Source organism: Streptomyces corallincola (assembly GCF_019104725.1).
Lineage (GTDB): Bacteria > Actinomycetota > Actinomycetes > Streptomycetales > Streptomycetaceae > Streptomyces > Streptomyces corallincola.
Window position 1 is genome coordinate 26,885 of the sequence record NZ_JAHRXF010000027.1, and the last position, 24,462, is coordinate 51,346.

At 74.2% G+C, this 24,462-nt stretch carries 20 protein-coding genes; 11 read left to right on the top strand and 9 right to left on the bottom strand.

Annotated features, from left to right (window positions below):
- Positions 1–16: 16 nt before the first annotated feature.
- The 4 genes from tgmB to KUM39_RS28590 form a co-directional block, all read right to left on the bottom strand.
- Complete coding sequence (gene tgmB, locus KUM39_RS17965; protein ID WP_217786700.1) at positions 17–1,000, bottom strand: ATP-grasp ribosomal peptide maturase; 984 nt, start codon at positions 998–1,000, stop codon at positions 17–19.
- Positions 1,001–1,015: 15 nt separating this feature from the next.
- Positions 1,016–1,207, bottom strand: coding sequence for a putative ATP-grasp-modified RiPP (tgmA, locus tag KUM39_RS17970; RefSeq protein ID WP_217786701.1), 192 nt, complete (start codon positions 1,205–1,207; stop codon positions 1,016–1,018).
- Positions 1,208–1,379: 172 nt separating this feature from the next.
- Positions 1,380–2,246, bottom strand: a complete 867-nt coding sequence (locus KUM39_RS17975; protein ID WP_372455774.1) for a fructosamine kinase family protein — start codon at positions 2,244–2,246, stop codon at positions 1,380–1,382.
- A gap of 98 nt (positions 2,247–2,344) precedes the next feature.
- Positions 2,345–3,364, bottom strand: a complete 1,020-nt coding sequence (locus tag KUM39_RS28590; protein ID WP_217786702.1) for a Vgb family protein — start codon at positions 3,362–3,364, stop codon at positions 2,345–2,347.
- 226 nt (positions 3,365–3,590) lie between these two features.
- Between KUM39_RS28590 and KUM39_RS17985 the strand changes: the two genes are divergently transcribed.
- A complete protein-coding gene (locus KUM39_RS17985; protein ID WP_217786703.1) occupies positions 3,591–4,157 on the top strand; it encodes a hypothetical protein in 567 nt (188 codons plus the stop codon).
- 131 nt (positions 4,158–4,288) lie between these two features.
- Positions 4,289–4,960, top strand: a complete 672-nt coding sequence (locus tag KUM39_RS17990; RefSeq protein WP_217786704.1) for a class F sortase — start codon at positions 4,289–4,291, stop codon at positions 4,958–4,960.
- Between the two features lie 29 nt (positions 4,961–4,989).
- On the opposite strand, the gene KUM39_RS17995 is transcribed toward KUM39_RS17990, so the two are convergent.
- The 3 genes from KUM39_RS17995 to KUM39_RS18005 all read right to left on the bottom strand — a co-directional run bounded on the left by KUM39_RS17995 (position 4,990) and on the right by KUM39_RS18005 (position 8,357).
- Positions 4,990–6,207 (bottom strand): GDSL-type esterase/lipase family protein, encoded by a 1,218-nt coding sequence (locus KUM39_RS17995; RefSeq protein WP_217786705.1) that lies wholly within the window; start codon positions 6,205–6,207, stop codon positions 4,990–4,992.
- A gap of 17 nt (positions 6,208–6,224) precedes the next feature.
- Positions 6,225–6,797, bottom strand: coding sequence for a TetR/AcrR family transcriptional regulator (locus KUM39_RS18000; RefSeq protein WP_217786706.1), 573 nt, complete (start codon positions 6,795–6,797; stop codon positions 6,225–6,227).
- 114 nt (positions 6,798–6,911) lie between these two features.
- Entirely contained in the window at positions 6,912–8,357 is a 1,446-nt protein-coding gene (locus KUM39_RS18005) for a glyceraldehyde-3-phosphate dehydrogenase (RefSeq protein ID WP_217786707.1), read from the bottom strand.
- A 173-nt stretch (positions 8,358–8,530) separates the two neighbouring features.
- On the opposite strand from KUM39_RS18005, the gene KUM39_RS18010 reads away from it, so the two are divergent.
- The 8 genes from KUM39_RS18010 to KUM39_RS18045 all read left to right on the top strand — a co-directional run bounded on the left by KUM39_RS18010 (position 8,531) and on the right by KUM39_RS18045 (position 22,738).
- Positions 8,531–9,772, top strand: a complete 1,242-nt coding sequence (locus KUM39_RS18010; protein ID WP_217786708.1) for a putative hexosyltransferase — start codon at positions 8,531–8,533, stop codon at positions 9,770–9,772.
- An 81-nt stretch (positions 9,773–9,853) separates the two neighbouring features.
- Positions 9,854–10,546, top strand: coding sequence for an alpha/beta fold hydrolase (locus KUM39_RS18015; RefSeq protein ID WP_217786709.1), 693 nt, complete (start codon positions 9,854–9,856; stop codon positions 10,544–10,546).
- A 66-nt stretch (positions 10,547–10,612) separates the two neighbouring features.
- Entirely contained in the window at positions 10,613–10,933 is a 321-nt protein-coding gene (locus tag KUM39_RS18020) for a hypothetical protein (protein WP_217786710.1), read from the top strand.
- Between the two features lie 329 nt (positions 10,934–11,262).
- Positions 11,263–12,687, top strand: a complete 1,425-nt coding sequence (gene selA / locus KUM39_RS18025) for an L-seryl-tRNA(Sec) selenium transferase (RefSeq protein WP_217786711.1) — start codon at positions 11,263–11,265, stop codon at positions 12,685–12,687.
- Positions 12,688–12,694: 7 nt separating this feature from the next.
- A complete protein-coding gene (locus KUM39_RS18030; protein WP_217786712.1) occupies positions 12,695–14,479 on the top strand; it encodes a SelB domain-containing protein in 1,785 nt (594 codons plus the stop codon).
- A gap of 95 nt (positions 14,480–14,574) precedes the next feature.
- Positions 14,575–15,603 carry a selenide, water dikinase SelD gene (gene selD / locus KUM39_RS18035; RefSeq protein WP_217786713.1) on the top strand — a complete coding sequence of 343 codons (1,029 nt, stop codon included), beginning with the start codon at positions 14,575–14,577 and terminating at the stop codon, positions 15,601–15,603.
- Positions 15,604–15,957: 354 nt separating this feature from the next.
- Positions 15,958–20,232, top strand: coding sequence for a HAMP domain-containing protein (locus KUM39_RS18040; protein ID WP_217786714.1), 4,275 nt, complete (start codon positions 15,958–15,960; stop codon positions 20,230–20,232).
- Positions 20,233–20,329: 97 nt separating this feature from the next.
- The gene (locus KUM39_RS18045; protein WP_217786715.1) at positions 20,330–22,738 is read left to right on the top strand and encodes a SpoIIE family protein phosphatase; all 2,409 of its coding nucleotides are present in this window, start codon (positions 20,330–20,332) and stop codon (positions 22,736–22,738) included.
- A gap of 41 nt (positions 22,739–22,779) precedes the next feature.
- Here KUM39_RS18045 and KUM39_RS18050 read toward each other — a convergent pair whose 3' ends face one another.
- Positions 22,780–23,229 (bottom strand): ATP-binding protein, encoded by a 450-nt coding sequence (locus KUM39_RS18050; RefSeq protein WP_217786716.1) that lies wholly within the window; start codon positions 23,227–23,229, stop codon positions 22,780–22,782.
- A 276-nt stretch (positions 23,230–23,505) separates the two neighbouring features.
- The gene (locus KUM39_RS18055; protein ID WP_217786717.1) at positions 23,506–23,679 is read right to left on the bottom strand and encodes a CsbD family protein; all 174 of its coding nucleotides are present in this window, start codon (positions 23,677–23,679) and stop codon (positions 23,506–23,508) included.
- A 150-nt stretch (positions 23,680–23,829) separates the two neighbouring features.
- Here KUM39_RS18055 and KUM39_RS18060 point away from each other — a divergent pair, with 150 nt between their 5' ends.
- Positions 23,830–24,378, top strand: a complete 549-nt coding sequence (locus KUM39_RS18060; RefSeq protein ID WP_217786718.1) for a MarR family winged helix-turn-helix transcriptional regulator — start codon at positions 23,830–23,832, stop codon at positions 24,376–24,378.
- Positions 24,379–24,462: the final 84 nt, after the last annotated feature.

A 24,462-nucleotide genomic window follows, 5' to 3' on the forward strand; every position in this document is an offset into this window, starting at 1 on the left:
CCCCGCCCCCTGGGGATCAGGGAGCAGGGAGCCGGTCGCCGCCCGCGTCCCGCACCGGCCGTTCCGGAGCACCCGCCAGCCACCGGGCGATGGCCCCGGCGATGGGCTGCCCGGTGTCCAGCTCGACGAAGCCGAACTGGCCCGACTGGTTGCACTCCAGGAACCACCAGAGGCCGTCCGCGTCCTCTGCGAAGTCGAACGCACCGTACGCCAGTGCGGCGCGCTTCATGTAACGCGCGACCGCGTCCGCGACCCGCCCCGGCACCCGCGCGGGCGCCCAGGGCGCCACGGACGGGGCGAACCGGACGTCCACGTCGTCGGGATGGCCCTCGGGGTCCGCCGGTTTGCGCGCCGCCAGCAACTCCCCGCCCACCACGGTCAGCCGGATGTCGGCCCGCTTGGCGATCCGCCGCTGGAGCAGCGTCGGCCCGAAGGCGACCGCGCTGAAATCCGCGTCCGGCGGAACCCGGCTCGTCGGCACCGCGCGGGCCGGTTCCCGCGGATGCGTGCCGGAGACCGGCTTGACCACCAGATCCGGGAACCGCGCCACGAACTCCCGCGCGGCCTGCGGGAACGTGGTGATCAGCGTCGTCGGCACGGCCAGCCCGCTGTCCTGGGCGATCCGCAGCTGCCAGGGCTTGTGCCGGGCACGGGAGGCCGCGTCCGGATGGTTCATCCACCGCGCCCCCGAGCAGCGCAGCGTGCCGTACAGCGCCTGCGCCGACTCCTCGGTCAGCCAGGCCGAGGGGTGCGCGGCATGGGCGGCGGCGTCGCCGGGCCTGCGCACCCAGATGGAGCGCAGGGCCGCCGTGTCCACCCGCCGTCCGCCGACCGACAACCGGCCGTCCCCCGCCTCCCGCCCGTACTCGACCGACAGACCGGCCCCGGCGGTGAGGTCGGCCGGATCGAGCCGGACCACCGGCACCCCGTCCTCGGCCAGCCGCAGCACGACCAGATCGGCCGTCACGTCCGCCTCACTCGTCAGGATCAGTACGGTCATGGTGACGGATCGTGATCAGTCGTCGAAGTGGGTCTTGGACCCGGCGGTGGAGGTCGTCGTGCCGAGCGCCCGCAGGGTCGCGTGGTCGGTGGCGGCGATCCGACCGTCCGGCAGGACGTTCAACTGCAGTCCGCGGTCGTACGCGTACTCCGAGCAGGAGTCCAACTCGACTGCGGGACGCGCGAAGTGGAGCGTGAACGGTTGCATGGGCTCTCCCTGACTCGGCTTCCACGTCCTTATACGATTCGAGCCTGCGGTTGGTTTCCTTACGCACGGTAACCGGCGTCCGGGTGGCGGCCGTTCGGGCGCCGGTGGATAGGACGTGCGGCCGGGGGTGCGGAGTTGCGTGGAACCGGCCGGTTTCCGAAAGCGTGTGCGATCAGGCCCTGTTGGCGTCCCGCGCCGCGGTGAGCGTCTGCCCGGCGTAGCCGCGCCCGAACAGCACGGTGTGCACGAGCAGCGGGAACAACTGGTGCAGCGCCACCCGGTCCCGCCATCCCTCGGCGAGCGGCGCGGCCTCCGCGTAGGCGGCGAGCACCCGTTCCAGGCGCGGGCAGCCGAAGAGGCGGAGCATGGCGAGATCGGTCTCCCGGTGCCCGCCGTGCGCGGCCGGGTCGATCACCCGCACCTCACCGTCCGCGCCCCACAGGACGTTGCCGTTCCACAGGTCGCCGTGCAGCCGCGCGGGCGGCTCGGCGGGCCCCGCCAACTCCCCGATCCGCGCGCAGACGTCCTCCACGGCACGCGCCTCGCCGCCCTGGAGCACCCCGGCGTCCACGGCCTGCCGCAGATACACCAGCACCCGGTGCTCCGCGTACCACGCGCCCCACTCGTCCCCGCGCGCGTTGGTCATCCCGGCCAGCCCGATGAACGCCTTCTCGGGCCCGCCCGGCGGCGCCGCCCCGAACGCCGGTGCCCCCGAGGCGTGCAGCGCGGCCAGCGCCCGGCCGAACGCCTCGGCCGCCGGGTCGTCGGGCGGGCCGACCTCCACCCGCTCCGTCACCATCCACCACGTGTCGTCCCCGAGCAGCGCCGGGACCCGCACCGCGCCCGCCGCACCCAGCCAGCGCAGCCCGCAGACCTCGGCCCGCACGGCGCCCTCGGCGTGGCCGCGCTTCACCATCACCGCTCCGCCGTCCGTCTCCACGGCGACCGGCGCCCCGGTCACCGGACCCGAACCGCCGCGCACCACAAGCCCGGTGAGCCGCTCCACCACCCGCCCGGCATCCTCGTCTCGCTCGGTCACGGGCACAGAGTACGGTCCGGCGACGAGGTTCCCCCGAAGACGCGACGCCCGAACGTTCACCCGTTTCCCGTCCCGCGGCCGGGCCGCTCCGGTCCGGCTCAGCTGCCCGGAGCGGCCGGGAACCGCGTGAACGCGGCCACCCCGCCCACCCGTCCCAGCGCGTTGCCCGTCAGCTCGGTGAACCACACCCGGCGGTCGGGGCCGACGGCGACGCGGTACGGGGTCTTCGCGGCGCCGTCCGGCACCGGGTACGTGGTGACGGTGCCGTCGGGGGCGACGGCGCCGACGCGGCCCGCGCGGTCGGTGTACCAGACCCGGCCGTCCGGGCCGGTGGCCAGCCCGGCGGGGTCGGCGTCCGGAGTGGGCAGCGGCACGCGGGTCACGGTTCCCCGGACGTCGATCCGGGCCAGGTCCGGGGTGTCGGCGGAGGTGAACCAGATGCCGCCCGGACCGGCGGCCAGGTCCTCTGGGTGGCCGCCGCCGGCCGGCAGCGGGAACTCCGTGATCCGGCCCGCGCGGTCCACCCGGCCGATCCGCCCGGCGGTCAGCTCGCCGAACCACAGCGCGCCGTCCGCGCCGACCGCGATCGAGGTCGGGGAGGAGTCCGGGGTGGGCACCCGGAACTCGGTGATCCGGCCCGCCGTGTCGATGCGCCCGACACGGTCGCCGTCCTGCTCCGTGAACCACAGGGCGCCGTCCGGCCCGGCGGTGATCCCGGCCGGGAACGCGTCCGCCGTGGGGACCGGGAACGTCGTGAGACGGCCCGTCGTGGTGAGGCGGCCGATCCGGTTCGCACGCCCCTCCGTGAACCACAGCGCCCGGTCCGGTCCGGTGGCGACGGCGAACGGCAGACTGTCCGGCGCGGACGCGGGGAAGTCGGTGACCTGCCCGTCGAGGCCGATCCGCCCGATACGGCCCACCCCGGACGCGGTGAACCACAGCGCCCCGTCGGGGCCCGCCGTGAGGGCGGACGGGAGGCTCTGCGCGGTGGTGGTGATCGGATACTCCGTCACCTCCGCCTCCCCGGCCCGCGCCGGGGCGGCCGGGCCGGGCACCAGCGTGAGGGCCAGCCCCAGGACGAGGGCGAGGGAGCGGCGGATGACGGCGCGTCGGGTCACCGGGATGCCGTCCGAACGGGGCGCCGGTGATGCCGGAGAGTGACGGACGTTGGGCCGGACGAGGGGCGCGACGGCGTGTCGCTGGGACAGACGGGTGGCTCGGTGACCCGGCTGGGCGGCCCGGATGGTGCGCCGCACCGGCCTGGCTGACGGTGGTTCATGTCGAGACCGGGTCTCTCCAGCGGATGACGTGTTCACTGCCCGGCCCCGGCGGAAGGACTTCACCATGCGCTCTGCCCGCACCCTCCTGGCCACGGCCGCCGCCGCTGCCGCCCTCTCCTTCGCCGTGCCCGGCGCCGCGCTCGCCGCCTCGGCGTCCGACGGCGGTGGCCGGGGCGGCGACTCCTCGCACAGCAAGGACCACGACAGCGACTCCGACTACGACAAGGGCTCGGACGGCGGCGACCGGGACAACGACTACAGCGACGACGACGAGCGCGGCGGCAGCCACGAGCGTCCGCGCGGCGGAATGCACACGGGTGGCGGCGCCCTCGCCGTGGTCCGCGGCGACGACTGGAGCTCCTCCGGCGACGACGACGGCCGCTTCGACCCCGAGTCCTACAAGGACAAGGGTGACAAGGGCGGCAAGGGCGGCGGGAAGGACGGCGGAGGCAAGGACGGGGGCGGCAAGGACGACTGGGACGACTCGGACGACGACCGCGAGAAGCCGCGCGGCGGCATGCACACCGGTGGCGGCGCCCTCGCCCAGCCCGGCGTGACCGCGGGCGGAGCGGCCGTACTCGCCGTCGGCGCCGCCGGGGTCTACGCCGTGCGCCGCCGCAAGACCTCCTGACCGGCCCCCCGCCCGTCAGAGGACGTGGCCGCCGCCGGTGCACCGCGTGCCGGCGGCCCGCCCCGCCCCCCTCCCCGCTCCGGGGAAGTCCCGAAACCCCGTGCTGCCGTGCGTGAATGAGGTGGTGTCCGATGGCAGCAGATCCCTCCTCCCCGAACCCCGAGGAACCCGAGGCGGACGCTCCGCCCGCGGGCCGGGGCGGCCGACTCGTCATGTGGGGCGTCGCGGCCCTCGTCATCGGCTTCAGCGTCTTCGGCGGCCATCACGGCTCCGGTGCCGCTCCCGACGACGCCCGCGCCTCGGGAGCGACCGCCAGCGCGCCCGCCGCGACCGGCCCCGCGAGCCCCGGGCTGCCGCACTCCGCGCCGCTGCGGCTGCTCATCCCGAAGATCTCCGTGGACGCGCCCTTCGCGGCCCTGTCCCTCGCGTCCACCGGCCAGCTCGAACCCCCGCCCGCCGACAACATCAACCTCGTCGGCTGGTACGCCAAGGGCGTCACGCCCGGCGAGGCGGGCACCGCGATCATCGCCGGACACGTGGACACCGCGGTCTCCGCGGCCGTCTTCGCCAACCTGGACCAGCTGGAGGCCGGTGACCGCTTCTCCGTGGACCGCGCCGACGGCCGTACCGCGAACTTCGTCGTGGACGACACGGAGACGTTCGCCAAGGACGACTTCCCCAGCGACCGGGTGTACGCCGACACGGCCCGCCCCGAGGTCCGACTCATCACCTGCGCGGGGGACTACGACCACGCGGTGAAGGACTACACCGACAACCTCGTGGTCTTCGCCCACCTGGTGTGAGCCGCGCCCGTCCGGTTGGCGGCGCGGGGTCAGGCCCCGGAGGCGAGCGGGCCGCCGGGCGCGAAGGCCAGCGCGGCGAACCGCTCGCCCATCAGCCGGTGCGTGGCCGCGTCCGGGTGCAGCCCGTCGGGCAGCGGCAGCCCGGCCGCGTCCGCCGCGCCGTACAGCTCCCGGCCGTCCAGGTAGGACAGGCGGGGGTCGGTGGCGGACCGCCGGGCCACGATCCCGGCCAGCTCCTCGCGCACGTCCGCCAGGGCGAGCTTCCCGGCCGCGCGCTCCGCCGGGTCCCCGGCCGCCCGGAAGGCCAGCCGCCCGGCGGCCAGGGCGGAGTGGTCGGGGAGGCTCGGGCCCGGTGTGGTCTCGTGCATCGGGCACAGCACGGGCGAGATCACCAGCAGCGGGGTGTCCGGGTGGCCCTCGCGGACCGTGTCCAGGAAGCCGTGCACGGCGGGGCCGAAGGCGCGCCGCCGCATCAGGTCGGTGTTCACCACGTTGATGCCGAGCTTCACGCTGATCAGATCCGCCCGCGTGTCGCGCAGCGTGCGCGCGGTGAACGGGTCCAGCAGCGCGCCGCCGCCGAACCCCAGGTTGACCAGCTCGGCCCCGCCGAGCGCGGCGGCCAGCGCGGGCCAGGTCGTGGTGGGGCTCGCCGCGTCCGAGCCGTGGCTGATGGAGCTGCCGTGGTGCAGCCACACCGGGCGCCCCCGGTCGGGCACCGGTGCCACGGGCGCGTCGGTGCGCAACGCGACGAGCACCGTCGTCTCGTTGTGCGGCAGCCAGATCTCCACGTCCTTCTCGCCCTCGGGCAGCCCGGTGAAGCGGGCGGTGCCGGGTGGTCCGGGCCGGTGCTCGGCCGTGCCGGTGCCCATGTCGATGACGAGGATGCTGCCGCCGGGCACGGTGGCGCTGCCCGCCGGGCGTCCGTCCACGATCAGGTCGTAGACGCCGTCCGGGCGGGGCGGGGCACCGGCGTACACCCGCTTGGTGGGCAGCGTGTCCAGTTCGACGGCCCGCGCGCGGGTGCGCAGCGCGATCCGTACGCCCGAGGGCTGCGCCTCGGCCAGCGCCAACTGCGGGTCGGCGCACTGGGCCCGCGCCCACGCGGGCAGCCGGTGCGGCAGCAACCCGTCGTCCGTGCGCTCCAGTTCGAGCGCGCCGCGTACCAGGGCGGGCGTGAGGGGCGTGGTGATCCAGTCGTACGAGTCGTACGAGCTGTTCGGGTCGGGTGCGGGGGAGCGGGAGGGCATGGGTACGGGCCTGTCGGTCAGGGCTGGGTGGGCCAGGTGCGCAGCAGGGTGTCGAGGGCGTCGAGGACGCGTTCCCAGGACTCCTGCGAGCCGGGGGAGCTGTGGGCGAAACCCCCGGCCGCCTCCAGGCTCACGTAGCCGTGGAAGACGCTGCCCAGCAGTCGGACGGCGTGGGTCTGGTCGGGTTCTCCGAGGGCGTAGCCGCGCAGGACGGCGCGGGTCATCCGGGCGTGCCGGACGCCCGCGCTCGCGGCGGCGGTCTCCGGGTCGAGCCGGTACCGGGCGGCCTCGTAGCGGCCGGGGTGGGCGCGGGCGTAGTCGCGGTACACGTCGGCGAGGGCGACGAGGGCGTCCTTGCCCGCCCGGCCCGCGAGCGCGTCGGAGGCGCGGTCGGCGAGTTCCGCCAGGGCCAGCAGGGCGATACGGGTCTTCAGGTCGTGCGAGCTCTTCAGGTGCGAGTAGAGGCTCGCCACCCTGACGTCGAACCGGCGGGCCAGGGCGGACAGTGTCACCTGCTCGAACCCGGCCTCGTCGGCCAGTTCGGCCCCGGCCCGCACCAGCAGGTCCGGGGTCAGTCCCGCGCGCACCATGAATGAATCCCTCCTGTCGCCAGGAGGGATTATGCGTTTGCCTAAAGCCATTAGGCAAACGGGGTGGGTACCTAGCCGCCGTCCGGGCGGCGGGCCGTGGTGGCCGTCATGGGGTCAGGCCGTCGTCGCCGGGAAGGTCGGGTACTCCACGCCCGAGACGTGCTGGACGACCCGGACGACCTGGCAGGAGTAGCCGAACTCGTTGTCGTACCAGAGGTAGAGGATCGCGTTGTCGCCCTCGACCTTCAGGGCGCCGCCGTCCACGATCGAGGCGTGCCGCGAGCCGATGAAGTCGCTGGAGACGGCGTCGGGGGCGGTGGTGAAGTCGATCTGCCGCTTGAGCGGCGAGGTCAGCGAGACGTCCCGCAGATACTCGTGGACATCCTCGCGGGTGGTCTCGCGGGCGAGCTGGAGGTTCAGGATGGCGATGGAGACGTCCGGCACCGGGACGCGGATCGAGCTGCCAGTGATACGTGCCTTCAGCTCGGGCAGCGCCTTGGCGACGGCGGACGCGGCACCCGTCTCGGTGATCACCATGTTGAGCGGCGCGGACCGGCCCCGGCGCTCGGCCTTGTGGTAATTGTCCAGCAGGTTCTGGTCGTTGGTGAACGAGTGCACGGTCTCCACGTGCCCGCGCAGTACCCCGTACTCCTCCTCCATCGCCTTCAGCGGCGGGACGATGGCGTTGGTGGTGCAGGACGCGCAGGACAGGATGCGCTCGTCCGGCTTGACGGTGTCGTGGTTGACGCCGTGCACGATGTTCGGCACGTCGCCCTTGCCGGGCGCGGTCAGGACGACCTTGTCGATGCCGGGCCGCAGATGCCGGGACAGCCCCTCGCGGTCGCGCCAGTTGCCGGTGTTGTCGATGAGGATGGCGTCCCGGATGCCGTACGCCGTGTAGTCCACGTCGGCGGGGTCGGCGGCGTGGATGAAGCGGATCGCGTTGCCGTTGGCGACGATCGTGCCCGCCTCCTCGTCCACGGTGATGGTGCCCTGGAACTGGCCGTGAATGGAGTCGCGGCGCAGCAGCGAGGCCCGCTTCACGAGATCGCCGGGGCCGCCGCCGCGCACCACGACCGCGCGCAGCCTGAGGCCGTTGCCGGAACCGGCCTTCTCGATCAGCAGCCGGGCGACGAGCCGCCCGATGCGGCCGAAGCCGTAGAGGACGACATCGCGCGGTTCGCGGCGCTCGATGCGGTCCGCACCGGTGGCACCGGCGACCGCCTCGGCGGTGAACTCCTCGACGGACAGGCCCCGTTCGTCCTCCTGGTAGCGCGCCGCGAGCATGCCCAGGTCGATCTGGGAGGGGCCGAGGTCGAGGCCGGTGAGCGCCCGCAGGAACGGCATGGTCTCCATGACCGACAGCTCCGCGCCCGCGATCTGCCGGGCGAAACGGTGCGTCTTGAGGATGCTGACCACCGACTTGTTCACCAGGGAGCGGCTGTGCAGGAGGACGGTCACGTCCCGCTCGCGGTGCAGCTTCCCGATGATCGGGATCATCGACTCCGCGATCTCCTCGCGGATCTTCCAGTTGGTGAACGAGTCGTCGTTGACAGTCACGGAACCATCTTTCGAGCTAGGCAGCGCTCATATGATAACCACACGTGTTTTCGGTGCTCGGGGGTGGTCCGAGGCGCCCCGAGGGGGCGCGGGCCTGCTGAATCAGGGTGGAACAGCGCCGGAAAGCCGGGTCGTGCGTTGCGCGCTGCGGGGTGCGTGATCATCGTCGGGGGGTGAGTACGCCCTCCGTCCCCCGGCCCGAACCGCACCCCTCCGCCGGGTCCGGCGGCTCAAGTGGTCCCACCGGCGCCGCGGTCCGCCGCCGCGGCGGCCCGGCGCGGGCGGCGCGGCACCGCGTCCCGGACGGCGCGCCCGCCGCCGTCGCCCTGTTCGCCGTCGTCCGCCTCGCCGGACTCGCCGTCGTCGTCGCCGCCAACGGCGCCACGGGCCGCCCCCTGTTCCGCGACCTGGCGCACGCCTGGGACGCGCGCTGGTACCTGAACATCGCCGAGCACGGCTACGGGCGGCTCATCTGGATCACCCCGACCGGCGGCGTCCAGACCGACTGGGCGTTCTTCCCCCTCTATCCGGCCCTGATCCGCGCCGTCACCGCCGTCACCCCGCTCGGCCCCGGCCCGGCCGCGCTGCTCCTCTCCTGGGCCGCCGCGCTCGTCGCCGCGTACGGCGTCTACGTCCTCGGGCACCGGCTGTACGGGCGGGCCGCCGCCACCGCGCTCGTCGGGCTGTGGGCCGTCCTGCCGCACGCGGTGGAGCTGACCATCGCGTACACCGAGTCGCTGTTCGCGGCGCTCGCCGTCTGGTCGCTGTACAGCGTGCTGCGGGGCCGCTGGCTGTGGGCCGGGGTGCTCGCCGCGCTCGCGGGGCTGGCCCGGCCGACCGGGTTCGCTGTCGCGGCGGCCGTCTGCGTCGCAGCCGCCGTGGCGGTGGTGCGCGGACGCGGACGCGCCCCCGCCGCCCTGTGGGCGGGCGCCTGCCTCGCCCCGCTGGGCTGGCTCGGCTACGTCCTCTGGGTCGGGCGGCGCACCGGCGACCCGCTCGGCGGCTACTTCGCGGTGCAGCGCGCCTGGGACTCCCGGTTCGACTTCGGCGCCGGGGCCCTGAGGTTCCTGCGGGCGCTCCTCGAACACGGCGGCGGGGTCGTCTACCCGGTCGCCGTGCTCCTCGTCCTCGTCTCGGTCGTCCTCTTCGGCCTGCTCTGCCTCGACCGGGCCCCGCTGGTCCTGCTCGTCTTCACCGGTGTGCTGATCGTGCTGGTGCTCGGCGGCTCCGGCTCCTTCTCCTCCAAGCCGCGCTTCCTGCTGCCGGTCTTCCCGCTGCCCGTCCCACCCGCGCTGGCCCTCGCCCGCGCCTGGCGCCGACGTCCGGCACAGGCCCTGCTCGTCGGCGCGGCCCTGACCCTCTTCTCCCTGGGCTACGGCGCCTACGTCGTCGTGGTGGCGCACTCGCCGCTGTGAGCGGAGGGGCGGTCAACTCCCGGATCAGTGAGCCCTGTTGATACAAATGATCACCCGACGCCGGATCTGGGAGGTACGCCGATGAGGCTGCACACGCACACCTGGGGGACCGGGACACGGACCGCTGTCCTGGTGCACGGCATCATGTCCGACCACCGCACCTGGCACCGGGTCGCCCCGGAACTCGTGGACCGCGGTTACCGGGTCGTCGGCGTCGATCTGCGCGGGCACGGAGCGAGCGGCCGGGGCGGATACGGTGCCGAGAGCTGGGCCGACGACCTCGTGGAGACGCTGCCCGGCGGGGCGGATCTGGTGATCGGCCACTCCCTGGGCGCGCTGGCGCTGGTCCTGGCCGTGGAACGGCTCGCCCCGCGCCGCGCCGTCTACTGCGACCCCGCCTGGGACATCGGGGACCGCGCCACGGCCGCCGCCTCCGGCTACCCGCAGTTCAAGGACGCGCCCCGCGCCATGATCCGGCACTTCAACCCGCGCTGGGACGATGCCGACGTGGACGTGGAACTGGCGACCCTGGAGCTGTGGGACCCGGCGACGGCCGCCGCGCTGCCCGGGGTGTACGCCGTGCCCCGCACTCCCAAGAGCGCGGCCGTCCCCTCGCTGGTGGTGCTCGCCGACCCCAGTGATCTGATCCGACCGGCCGGCGCGGAGGAACTGGTCCGCCGGGGGTTCGAGGTGCGGACGGTCACGGGCGCGGGGCACACGCTGTACCGGGACGACTTCGCGGGGTTCATGGGGGCGCTGGAGGGCTGGATCTGACCCACCGGGCTGCTGTGCGAAGGCCCGTATCCGGGGTAGGCGGGTGGGCCCGAGGAAAGGATCGTCATGACGACCTACGTCATCAGTGTGCCCGGCACCTTCACCGGGGAGGTCGGGGCGGACACCCGCGCACGCCTCGGCCGGGCGCTGCGGCCCGCCGACCCGCACGGCACCCACCTGGGCGACGTCGAGGACCTGGACGCGCTCAGCGTCAACGACGACAACACCTTCACCCTGCGCCTCACCGTCGAGGCGGACACCGGCCCGCACGCCGAGCAGGAGGCCCGCAGGATGGCGGGCTCCGCACTGCGGGACGCGGGCCTGGACGAGGACGTGGCACCGCTGGGACCCGCCGTGATCACAGGCATCGACTCCGAGGTGGAGTGACCGGCCGCAGGGGCGGGATGAGCGCGGCAGCGGGCGCGCGGTGTGTCCGGCGGGGTCGCCGGGTTGTCCGCCGGTCGGAGGGCGGTGTCCGCCGCACGCTGGTCAAGGAGACATGTCGATAAACAGGGCTTCTTGATCCCGCAGAGTTCCCGGCGGGTACGGCACCGGTCGCGGCTGCCCCGCCCGGTGCCTCGGCGCGCCCCCGCCCACCCCGTTCCCGGCGTGTCGAAGGCGTGGCCCAGGTCACTGAGGGACGATGGACAGCGTCCGGTGTGGCACGGGGGTGAGGCGCCCGGACGCTGGGGCGATCCGGAGGGACGGGCGGCGGGATGGAAGAGACGACAGCGGCGAGGCGCCACCGGGAGGCCGAGCCGTACGGGGCCGACCGGGACCCGGCGTCCGGCCGTACCACCGGCACCCCGGCCGCCCCCACCGGCACCCCGGCCGCGCTCGCCGACGCCCGGCGCCGTATCCCCCGTACCGACGTCCTCCTGCGGGACCCCGCGCTGGCCGTCGCCGTGGAGCGGCTGGGGGAGCGGGTGGTGAAGGCGGCCGTGCGGGACGCGCAGGAGCGGGCGCGGCAGGGGGCGGTGGCGCCGGAGCGGGTGGCGGACGCGGCCGTGGCGCTGCTGCCGGAGACGGCGGGCGGGCTGCGGGCCGTGATCAACGCGACCGGGGTGCTGCTGCACACCAACCTGGGCCGCGCCGCGCTGTCGGCGGCGGCCCGGCGGGCGGTGGCGACGGCCGCCGGACCGACCGACGTGGAACTCGACCTCACCACCGGCGTCCGTGCCCGGCGTGGCCGGTCCGTGCTGGCCGCGCTGCGCGACCGGGTGCCCCGCGCGGGCGGTGCGCACGTCGTCAACAACGGGGCCGCCGCGCTCTGCCTGGCCGCCACCGCGCTCGCGGCCGGACGGGAGATCGTGGTCGGCCGGGGCGAAATGGTGGAGATCGGGGACGGCTTCCGGCTGCCCGACCTGCTGGTCTCCACCGGCGCCCGGCTCCGCGAGGTCGGCACCACGAACCGCACCACCGCCGCCGACTACGCCGCCGCGATCGGCCCCGACACCGGGTTCGTGCTCAAGGTGCACCCGTCGAACTTCGTCATCACCGGGTTCACCCGCGCCGCCGAGGTGCCCGAACTGACCGGGCTCGGCGTGCCCGTCGTCGTGGACATCGGCTCCGGACTGCTCGCCCCGCACCCGGCGCTGCCCGACGAACCCGACGCCGACTCCCAACTCCGCGCCGGTGCCGACCTCGTCACCGCCAGCGGCGACAAACTCCTCGGCGGACCCCAGTGCGGACTGCTGCTCGGCCGGGAGGACCTCGTACGGGGGCTGGCCCGGCACCCGCTGGCCCGTGCGCTGCGCGTGGACAAGCTGACGCTGGCCGCGCTGGAGGCCACGCTCACCGGACCGCCCACGCCCACCACGACCGCGCTCACCGCCGACCCCGCCGGGCTGTGGCGCCGCGCCGAAGACCTCGCCACGCACCTGACCGCCCTTGGCGCCGACGCCCGCGCCGTCCGGAGCGAGGCCACCGTCGGCGGTGGCGGTGCCCCCGGCGTCACCCTGCCCAGCGCCGCCCTGTCGCTGCCCGAGCCGTACGCGGCGGCCCTGCGCACCGGCGCCGTACCGGTGGTGGGGCGGCTGGAGGCGGGCCGGTGCCTGCTGGACCTGCGGGCGGTCCCCGCCGAGGACGACGAGCGGCTGGCCGGAGCCGTGGCAGCGGCCCGCCCGGCCGCGGAGAGGTAGGGCCGCCATGCACGTCCTCGCCACCGCGGGACACGTGGACCACGGCAAGTCCGCCCTGGTCCGCGCGCTCACCGGCATGGAACCCGACCGGTACGCCGAGGAACGCCGCCGGGGCCTCACCCTGGACCTCGGCTTCGTGTGGACCGGCCCCGACGGGCCCGGCGGCGAACGCCTCGCCTTCGTGGACGTCCCCGGCCACGAGCGGTTCGTGTCCACCATGCTCGCCGGGGTCGGCCCGGTGCCCGCCGTGCTGTTCGTCGTCGCCGCCGACCAGGGCTGGCAGCCCCAGTCCGCCGAGCACCTGGCGATCCTCGACGCGCTCGGCGTCCGGCACGCCGTGCTCGCCGTCACCCGCAGCGACCTCGCCGACCCCGAGCCCGTCCGCGCCGACGCCGTCGAACGCCTCGCCGCCACCTCGCTGGGCAAGGTGCCCGCCGTGGCGGTCAGTTCGGTCACCGGTGCCGGACTCGACGACCTGCGCGCCGAGCTGTACGCGCTCAGCGCCGCCCTGCCCGCGCCGGACGCGGACGCCGACGTACGGTTCTGGCTCGACCGCTCGTTCAGCGTGCGCGGGCACGGCACGGTGGTGACCGGCACCCTCGGCGCCGGCACTCTGCGCGTCGGGGACCGCCTCGTCACCGGCGACGGCACGGCCGTGCTGCGGGTCCGCTCGTTGCAGAGCCTGCACGACGACCTCGACACCGTGGGCCCGGTCGCCCGCGTGGCCGTCAACGTGCACGGGGCCGACGACGCCGACCTCCGGCGCGGTCAGGTGCTGCTCACCCCCGACCGCTGGCTGCGCACCGAGCTGACCGACGTGCGCGTCACCGGCGAGGCGCCCGGCGACCTGCCCCGGAACGTCACCCTCCACCTCGGCACGGCCGCCGTCCCCGTGACCGTACGGCCGCTAGGCGCCGACACCGCGCGGCTCGCGCTCGGCCGGGCGTTGCCGCTGCGCGTCGGGGACCGGGCGGTACTGCGCGAACCCGGCGGCACCCGGCCGCCGTGCGCGGTCACCGTGCTCGACGTCCGCCCGCCCCGGCTCGGGCGGCGCGGCGACGGCCGGGCCAGGGCCGCCGAACTCGCCGGGATGACCGGCCGCCCCGACGGCGCCGCCGAACTGCGCCGACGCGGACTGGTCCGGCGGGCCGACCTGACCGGCATGGGCGCCGTCCCGCCCGCCGCACCCGTCGCCGGTGACTGGCTGGCCGACCCCGCGCACTGGGCGGCCCTCGGGGAACGGCTGGTCACCGAGACCGAACGGCACGCGAGCGCCCACCCGCTGGAACCCGGACTGCCCACCGAGGCGGCCCGCCGCCTGCTCGGGCTGCCCGACCGCGCCCTGATCGACGCCCTCGCCGCCCGCACCGACCGGCTCACCGCCCGCGAGGGCCGCCTGCGGCTCGCCGCCGACGCCGCCGACACCCTGCCCGCGCCGGTACGGGCCGCCGTGGACGCCGCGCGGGCCGACCTCGCACGGACCCCGTTCCGGGCACCCGAGGCCGACCGTCTCACCGAACTCGGGCTGCGCAAGCGGGAGTTGGCCGCAGCGGTCGGTGCCGGGGCGCTGCTGCGGATCGCCGACGGGATCGTGCTGCTGCCCGGCGCCGACACCGAGGCGGCCGCCGTACTGCGCGGCCTGCCCCAGCCGTTCACGGTGAGCGAGGCCCGCCGCGCCCTGGACACCACCCGCCGGGTCGCCGTACCCCTGCTGGAACTCCTCGACGCGCGGGGGCTCACCGAGCGCGTGGACGAGGGGCACCGGCGTTGCCGGCCGGTGGGGGGAGGCTGAGCCGCCCGGCGTCCCGGGCGGCCCCCGTACCCGTATCCGTATCCACGAGGCACCCGGCGCGGTCCGCCGGTCACGCCCGGTCCGAGGAGACCCCGATGTCGCAGAAGACCACCACCGCACCGGCCCGTGAGGCCGTCCGGCTCACCCAGTTCGCCCACGGCGGCGGCTGTGCCTGCAAGATCCCGCCCGGGGAGCTGGAGGCCGTGGTCGCGGGGCTCGGCGCCCCGCTCCCCGAGGGCGACCACACCCTCCTGGTCGGTCTCGCCACCGGCGACGACGCGGCTGTGGTCACCGTCCCCGGCTCACCCGGTACGGCGATGGTGTGCACCGCCGACTTCTTCACCCCGGTCGTGGACGACCCGTACGACTGGGGGCGCATCGCCGCCGCCAACGCGCTGTCCGACGTGTACGCGATGGGCGGGCGCCCGGTGCTCGCCGTCAACCTGCTGGCCTGGCCGCGCGACCGGCTGCCGTTCGAGCTGGCCCGCGAGGTGCTGCGCGGCGGGCTGGACATCGCCACCGAGGCGGGCTGCCACGTGGGCGGCGGGCACAGCGTGGACGACCCCGAGCCGAAGTACGGCATGGCCGTCACCGGGCTCGCGGACCCCGGGCGGCTGCTGCGCAACGACGCCGGGCGGGCGGGCGTACCGCTGTCGCTGACCAAGCCGCTCGGCCTCGGGGTGCTGAACAACCGGCACAAGGCCACCGGGGAACGGTTCGAGCAGGCCGTCGCCACCATGACCGCGCTCAACGCGGACGCCTCCGCCGCCGCCCTCGCCGCCGGGGCCGTCTGCGCCACCGACATCACCGGCTTCGGCCTCCTCGGCCACCTGCACAAGCTGGCCCGCGCCTCCGACGTGACCGCCGTCCTCGACACCGCCGCCGTGCCCTTCCTGGACGGCGCGTGGGAGGCCGTACGGGACGGGTACGTCAGCGGCGGCACCCGGCGGAACCTGGACTGGGTCGCCCCGTTCACCGACTTCGGCACCGCCGACGAGGACACCCGGCTGCTGCTGGCCGACGCGCAGACCTCCGGCGGCCTGCTGGTGGCGGGGGAGGTGCCGGGGGCGCCGGTGATCGGGGAGCTGGTGACGCGCGGGGAGCACTCGATCGTGCTGCGGTGAGGGCGGGCGGTGCTGGGCTCCTCGGGGCGCGGCCGGCGGGGGCGGGGCAGGCCGGGCGGGCCAAGTGGAGCGGCCGGTTCGGGGAGGGGCGGCGACAGCGCGGGCAAACGGTCCGGAGTACCCGCGCGGGGCCGCCCCACACCCCCGTGGACCGAGATATTTCCCCGGTGCGCGGGGGGGTCGGCTGCTTTGTCCACCGGTGCGAAAGTGCGTTAGCCTGCGGCGTATTTTCTCATCGGGCGCGTTCGTGAACAGCGGAAACGCCCATACCAGGAGCCGGGCCGCGCAGCGCACCCGGCGTCGGTTCCGGGGCCTCGAACCGGGGTCTCCCAGGGGAGCGGAACGAGGGTGCGCATGGCGGGCAAGGCGATCGGCACGACGACCGACCAGGTGCCGGGCGAGCAGGAGCTGAGACGTCTCCTCGCGGGACTCACCGCCGTGCGCGACGGCGATTTCGGCACCCGGCTGCCCGACGACGCGAGCGGCCTGATGGGCGACATCGCCACCGTCTTCAACGGCATGGTGGACCAGCTCTCCGTCTTCACCTCCGAAGTCACCCGCGTGGCCCGCGAGGTGGGCACCGAGGGCACCCTCGGCGGCCAGGCCGAGGTGCCCGGCGTCTCCGGGACCTGGGCCGACCTCACCGACTCCGTCAACGCGATGGCCGGGAACCTCACCACCCAGGTCCGGGACATCGCGCAGGTCGCCACCGCCGTTGCCAAGGGCGATCTGTCGCAGAAGATCGACGTGCCCGCGCGCGGCGAGATCCTGCAGCTCAAGGAGACCGTCAACACGATGGTCGATCAGCTCTCGGCGTTCGCGGACGAGGTGACCCGCGTCGCCCGCGAGGTCGGCACCGAGGGACGGCTCGGCGGCCAGGCACAGGTGCCCGGTGTCGCCGGGGTCTGGCGGGACCTCACCGACTCGGTGAACTTCATGGCGGGCAACCTCACCGCCCAGGTCCGCAACGTCGCCCAGGTGACGACCGCCGTGGCGCAGGGCGATCTGTCGCAGAAGATCACCGTGGACGCGCGGGGCGAGATCCTGGAGCTGAAGAACACCATCAACACGATGGTCGATCAGCTCTCGGCGTTCGCGGACGAGGTCACCCGGGTGGCCCGCGAGGTGGGCACCGAGGGACGGCTCGGCGGGCAGGCCGACGTGAAGGGCGTCAAGGGCACCTGGCGCGACCTCACCGACTCGGTGAACTTCATGGGCGGCAACCTCACCGCCCAGGTCCGCAACGTCGCCCAGGTCGCCACCGCCGTGGCGCAGGGCGATCTGTCGCAGAAGATCACCGTGGACGCGCGGGGCGAGATCCTGGAGCTGAAGAACACCATCAACACGATGGTCGATCAGCTCTCGGCGTTCGCGGACGAGGTCACCCGCGTCGCCCGCGAGGTCGGCACCGCCGGGAACCTCGGCGGCCAGGCCACCGTGCGCGGCGTGTCGGGCACCTGGAAGGACCTCACCGACAACGTCAACGTGATGGCGTCCAACCTGACCGGCCAGGTCCGCTCCATCGCCCAGGTCGCCACCGCCGTCGCGCGCGGCGACCTCTCGCAGAAGATCACCGTCGAGGCCAAGGGCGAGGTCGCCGCCCTCGCGGACGTCATCAACACGATGGTGGACACCCTCTCGGCGTTCGCGGACGAGGTCACCCGGGTGGCCCGCGAGGTCGGCACCGAGGGACGCCTCGGCGGCCAGGCGCACGTCCCCAACGTGGCCGGTACCTGGAAGGACCTCACCGACAACGTCAACTCGATGGCCAACAACCTCACCGGCCAGGTCCGCAACATCGCGCTCGTCACCACCGCCGTCGCCCTTGGCGACCTCTCCAAGAAGATCGACGTGGACGCGCGCGGCGAGATCCTGGAGCTGAAGACCACCATCAACACGATGGTCGATCAGCTCTCCGCGTTCGCGGACGAGGTGACCCGGGTGGCCCGCGAGGTGGGCACCGAGGGGCGGCTCGGCGGCCAGGCCGAGGTCGAGGGCGTCTCCGGCACCTGGAAGCGGCTCACCGAGAACGTCAACGAACTCGCCGGGAACCTCACCCGCCAGGTCCGCGCCATCGCGGACGTGGCCAGCGCGGTGGCCGAGGGCGACCTGACCCGCTCCATCACCGTGGACGCCTCCGGCGAGGTCGCGGACCTCAAGGACAACATCAACTCGATGGTGGAGTCGTTGCGCGAGACCACCCGCGCCAACCAGGAACAGGACTGGCTGAAGACCAACCTCGCCCGGATCTCCGCGCTCATGCAGGGCCACCGGGACCTGCCCGTGGTCGCGGAACTCATCCTGGACGAACTCGTCCCCCAAGTGGCCGCGCAGTACGGCGCGTTCTACCTCGCGGAGGACGGGGAGCGCGGCCCCGAACTCTCCCTCGTCGGCTCCTACGGCCGCCCCGAGGAGGACACCCGGCCCGGCCGCATCCCGTTCGGCCGCTCCCTGGTCGGCCAGGCCGCGCGCAGCCGCCGCACCATCGCCGTCGAACAACTGCCGCCCGGCTACGTCACCATCTCCTCCGGCCTCGGCCAGGTCGAACCCGCCGATCTCCTCCTGCTGCCCATCGTCTACGAGGAGCAGGTGCTCGGGGTCATCGAACTCGCCTCGGTGCGCGCGTTCACCGCGATCCAACGGGACTTCCTGGAACAGCTCGTGGACTCCATCGGGGTCAACGTCAACACGATCGTCGCGGGCGCCCGCACCGACGAACTCCTCCAGGAATCGCAGCGGCTGACCAGCGAACTCCAGTACCGATCCGCCGAGTTGCAGGCCCGGCAGGAGGAACTCCAGCGCTCCAACGCCGAACTGGAGGACAAGGCGTCGCTGCTGGCCGACCAGAACCGGGACATCGAGGCGAAAAACCTCCAGATCGAGCAGGCCAGGCAGGAACTGGAGGCCCGCGCCCAGCAGTTGTCGCTGGCCTCCCGCTACAAGTCCGAGTTCCTGGCCAACATGAGCCACGAACTGCGCACCCCGCTCAACAGCCTGCTGATCCTGGCCCAGTTGCTCGCCCAGAACCCCTCCCGCAACCTCACCCCGAAGCAGGTCGAGTACGCGGGCATCATCCACTCGGCCGGGTCCGACCTGCTCCAGCTCATCAACGACATCCTCGACCTGTCCAAGGTCGAGGCGGGCAAGATGGACGTCAGCCCCGAACGGGTCTCGCTGCGCCAGCTCATCGAGTACGTCGAGGCCACCTTCCGCCCGATGACCTCGCAGAAGAGTCTCGACTTCGCCGTCACCACGGCCGCCGGTGCCCCCGTCGATCTGCTCACCGACGACTCCCGGCTCCGGCAGATCCTGCGCAACCTGCTCTCCAACGCGGTGAAGTTCACCGAGCAGGGCGGCGTCGAACTCCGGATCGAACCCGCGCCGGACGGCGAGGTGCCGCGCGGAGTGGTGCGCGGCGCGACCGTCGTCGCCTTCCGCGTCCGGGACACCGGCATCGGCATTCCCGAGCAGCAGCGCGAGACCATCTTCGGCGCCTTCCAGCAGGCCGACGGAACCACCAGCCGCAAGTACGGCGGCACCGGGCTCGGCCTGTCCATCACCCGCGAGATCGCCCACCTGCTCGGCGGCGCCGTCACCGTGGACAGCGTCCCCGGCAAGGGCAGCACCTTCACCCTGTTCCTGCCCGTGGCCCGCGCCGACTTCGAGGAGATCCTGCACGTCGGACGCCCCGCCCCCGCCGCCCTGGAGCAGGCGGGCGCCGGACCGGCGGACGAGGAGGAGGGCGTGCCCCTCGCCGCAGCGCGCACCGGACGGGACAAGGGACAGCGCGCCCGTCGCCTGCTCGTCGTGGAGGAACGCCCGCGCGGCCTGCTCACCCTGGTCGCGGAGAGCGTCGTCGGGGACCTCGGACGGCCCCGGCCCGACGGCACCGGGGGCACCCCGGTGGACATCATCACCGCCGTCGGCGCCCAGGAGGCCGCCGGTGCGCTGGCCGCCGAGCCCTGCCACTGCGTCGTCGTCGAACTCGGCGCCCCCGACGGGGAGTCGGCGCGCTTCCTCCAGGCCCTGCGCGGGGACTCGGCACTCGCGGGCGTACCCGTCCTGGTGCACGGCCCGCACCGCACCGACTCGCCCGCCGAGGACACCGGAGGTTCGCCCGAGTACCTGTTCAGCCTGGACGAACTGCGCGAACGCATCGCCCTGCACCTGTCCGCCGAGGAACCCGGCGAGGTGCTCACCCTGGTCCGCGCCGACGAACCCCAGCTCGCCGCGCCCACGGCGGTGGACGACCGGGACAAGGGCCGCACCGTCCTCGTCGTGGACGACGACGCGCGCAACCTCTTCGCGCTCAGCGGCATCCTCGAACTGCACGGCTTCCGGGTGCTGCACGCGGAGAACGGCCGCAAGGGCATCGAGACCCTCGTCGCCAACCCGGACGTCGAACTCGTCCTGATGGACGTGATGATGCCCGAGATGGACGGCTACACCGCCACCGCCGAGATCCGCCGCATGCCCCGCTACGCCGGGCTGCCGGTGATCGCCGTGACCGCCAAGGCCATGCAGGGCGACCGGGAGAAGAGCATCGCCTCCGGCGCCAGCGACTACGTCACCAAACCGGTGGACACCCAGGACCTCATCGCCTGCGTCCGGCGGTGGCTGCCGGTATGAACACCACCCCGGTCGCGGGCGCCACACCGGCGCGCCACGAACCCGTACGCCATGAGCCCGTACGCCGAAAGCCCGTACGGTTCCCGGCGGTGACCCGGTGAACGCCTACGACGACACGGCCGCCGGGCTGCCCGGACCGGTGGCCGGGAGCAGTGTCCCGGCCACCGAGGACACGTCCGGCACCACTCCTGTCGGGCGGCTCGCCGCCACCGTCGAGCGGCTGCGCCGCGAGGTGCGGACCGCGCAGGCCGAGGCCGAGGGGCGGGCGCTCATCGAACTCGCCAAGGGCATCCTGGTCGAACGCCTCGGCTGCGGACCCGCGCAGGCCGCCCGGCAGCTCGCCGAGCTGACCGAACAGGCCCGCGTGACCCCGCTGGAGTTCGCCGTCGAGGTGATCAACCAGGCCGCAAGGGACCGGGTCTCCGAGGTCGTCGGCGCCTTCCTCGCCGCCACCGGCGACCGGGCCGACCCCGTCCCGCAGTCGGCCGGAGTGCGGCTGCGCGCCGCCGAGAGCGGAGTGCTCGCCGCCCCCGACACCCAGGCCGTGGCCGACTCGCTGCTCCAGCACGCGCTCGGCCCGCTCGGCGCGACCGCCGTCGCCGTCTGGGCCGCCGGGTCCGACGGCTCGCTGACCCTCGCCGGGAGCGCCGGGTTCGCGCCCGCCGAGGCGGCCCGCTGGCGGTACGTGCCCCCGGACGTCGTCACCGTCGCCCGGCGCGGCCTCACCGAACCCGGCGGCCGGTGGCTGTCCACCCTCGCCGGGTCGGAGCTGCCCACCATCGGCCGCCGCGACTTCGCCGAGGGCGCCCGCGCCGCCGTGCCCGCCGGGGCGGGCGGACGCATCCAGGGCGTCCTGGAGATCGCCTGGCCCGGACCGCAGGGCCCGCAGCCCCCGCAGGTCGTCCGTCAGGTGGAGGCGCTGGCCGAACTCTGCGCCCACACCCTGGAGTCCCACCCGCTGCCCGGCGCCCCGCAGGAGGCCCGCGTACCGGCCGCCGCCGTCGAGCTGATGGATCTCGCCGACGGACTCCACGACCCGGCGCTCGTCCTGGTGCCGCACCTGGACGACACCGGACGGCTCGTCGATTTCCGTATCCAGCACGTCAACAGCCACTTCCTCGACCCGGCGGGCCGTCCCCGCGCCGTGATCAACGGCGCGCTGCTGCTGGAGGCGTACCCGATGGCCGCCGGGGTCAGCGAACTCTTCCAGCGGGTCGAGCGGGTCTACGCCACGGGCGAGCCGTTCCGCGCCCAGCGGATGCGGCTCACCGCGCTGGTCGATCAGGTGCCGCTCGCGGCCGTCGCGGACATCAGCGTCAGCCGGCACGGCTCCAGCGTGCTGCTGATCTGGCGCATCGAGGACGAGACCGCCCGGCTGGCCAGCCTGTTGCAGAACGCCCAGCGGCTCGGCCGGATCGGCGGGTTCGAGGAGAACCTGCTCACCGGTGAGATCACCTGGAACGGGCAGATGTTCAGCCTCTACGGCCGCCCGCCCACCAGCACCCCCGTACCGCTGGAGGACCTGCCCGCGCACGCGCACCCGGACGACGCCGTCGCCATCGGCCGCTTCCTGCGCACCCTGCTGCACCGCCGCAGGCCCGCCTCCGCCGCGTTCCGGCTGGTCCGGCCGGACGGGGTCACCCGGCACATGCGGGTGGTCGCGGAACCGGTGCTGGACACCGACGGCCAGTTGTTCGTGGTCCGCGGTGCCTACCAGGACATCTCCGCGCAGCACTGGACCGAGGTGGCGCTCGCCGCCACCCGCGACCAGCTCGCCCACACCGAGCAGCAGGCCGACGAGCGCAACCGGCTCGCCCTCCAGCTCCAGCACGCCATCATGCCGCCCGACCGGACCCCGCTGGAGGTCTCCGGTCTCCGGCTCGCGGTGCGCTACCGGCCCGCCGAGACCGGGCACCTCGTCGGCGGCGACTGGTACGACGCGGTACGGCTGCCCTCCGGGCAGGTGCTGCTCTGCGTCGGCGACGTCGCCGGACATGGCATCGAGGCCGCCACCAGCATGGTCGTCCTGCGCAACGCGCTGCGCGGCCTCGCCGTGACCGGCGCCGGGCCCGCGCAACTGCTGTCCTGGCTGAACATCGTCGCCCACCACCTCACCGGCGCCGTCACCGCGACCGCCGTGTGCGGGCTGTACGACGCCGAACGCCGCACCCTGCGCTGGGCGCGGGCCGGACACCTCCCGCCGGTGCTGGTCCGGGACGCGGAGGCGGGCGCGCTGCCCACCCTGAAGGGCATACTGCTCGGCGCGGTGCCGGACGCGGTGTACGAGGAGACCGAGCTGCAACTGGCCGCCGGTGACACCCTGTTGATGTACACCGACGGCCTGATCGAGCGGCGCGACCGCTCGGTGGAGGAGTCCCTGTCGCAGTTGCTGACCACCGCGCACCCGGCGCCCCGGAGTCTCGACCAGCACCTGGACCGGCTGCTGACGTACAGCAGGTCGGACACCGACGACGACACGTGCATCGTGGGGATCAGGGTGGTGTGAGACGGGAGGCACGGGGGTGCTTCCCGGCCGCCGGGGTCCGCTCAGCCGACTGAGGGGCCGCCCAGGGGGACGGTGGCCGTGACGCGCTTGCCGCCCGGCAGCGGGGTCACCTCGACGCCCGCGCTGAGCATCCGCACCAGCCGCAGCCCGTGCCCGCCGATACGCCGCGCGTTCGGCGGGCGTTCGCGGGGCGGCTCGGGGGAGGAGTCCGTGACGGCGATCCGCAGCGTCCGAGGCCCGACCGTCAGTTCCAGCGAGAGGCCGCACGGCCCGGGCGCGTGCTTCACCGCGTTGGTGACGAGTTCGCTCACCACCAGCTGGGCGTCCTGGACCTCCCGCGCCGAAGGCTCCGGACGCGCGTGCGCGAGCAGTGCGGCGACGGCGTCTCTGGCCTCACCGATGCAGGTCACCCCGGCGTCCCAGGTGCGGCTGTAGCCCAGGGGCGCCGGTCGGGTCCGCGTCGTCGTGGTGGTCCTGTACAGCATGTCCATGCTTCGCTGCCCTTTGCCTGTGGAGTCGGGATCCCTTTCCGCGATCACGCTTCCGTTCCGTCCTTCCCCCGGTTACCCGCTGCCCGGCCGATCAAGGGGACCGGCTCCCGAAATCCTCCGGATGCCCTTCCGCCGCTGGTGGGAGGGGCCGCCGGAGGCCGTGGACGCCGATCGCCCGGCCGTCCGTCACGGGACATGCGGCGGGGCAGGACCGGAACTCCGTGTGACGGGAGTCTCCGGTCCTGCCCCGACCGGCCGGGCCGGTTCTTGCCCGAGTCAGTGCTTGAACGTGTCCTTGGCCTTCTCCTTGGCCTGGCGGGCGTCGCCTCGGGCGCCCTCCAAACGGCCTTCGGCCTCCATGCGCTCGTTGCCCACGGTCTTGCCCGCGGCCTCCTTGAGCTTGCCCTTGGCCTGCTCCGTCTTGGCCTTCGCCTTCTCACTGCCAGCCATCGGGGTCACTTCCTCACATCTGCTCGGTGGTTGTTCCCCCTCCGGTTTGCCGCTTCGCGCGAGTCCAAACCGGACAACGGCAGCATGCGTCCCGTTGATTACCCCACCTTGGTTGAACAGTTCAAACTGATAAACCTATTGTTAGTAATCATGGATGCGCAGAACACGGCCGGGAACCGGCCCGCCGGAGGACCCGAGCCGACCGGTTCCGGCACCCGTCCCGGTCCCGGCACGGACCTTCCCGACAGCACGGACAGCACGGACAGCACCGGCGGCGCGGACGCCACCGCCCTCGCCGCCGCGCTGCGCCTGGTCATGGGCCGTACGGTCCGCAGGCTGCGCCAGGGGCACGCGGTCGGGGACGTGACCCTGTCCGGCGTCTCGGTGCTGGCCCGGCTGAACTCCGGCGGCCCCGACTCGCCGGGCGCCCTCGCCGAACTGGAGCGCGTACGCCCCCAGGCGATGGCCGCCACCCTCGCCGGACTCGAACAGCGCGGACTGGTCGGCCGGACCCCCGACGCCTCCGACGGGCGGCGCTCCATCGTGTCGGTCACCGACGCGGGTCGTTCCGTACTGGAGCAGCGCCGCTCGGAGTCGGTGGACCGGATCGCCCGTGCCCTGGACGAGTTCACCCCCGAGGAGCGTGCGGCACTCGGTGCCGCGCTGCCCCTCCTGGACCGGCTGGCGGAGGCGCTGTGAGCACGTCCGGCTCCCCGAAGCCCGTCATCGGACCCCGGCCCGCCCCGGCGGGCGGACTGCGCGGGCGGCTGCTCGCCCGGTCCG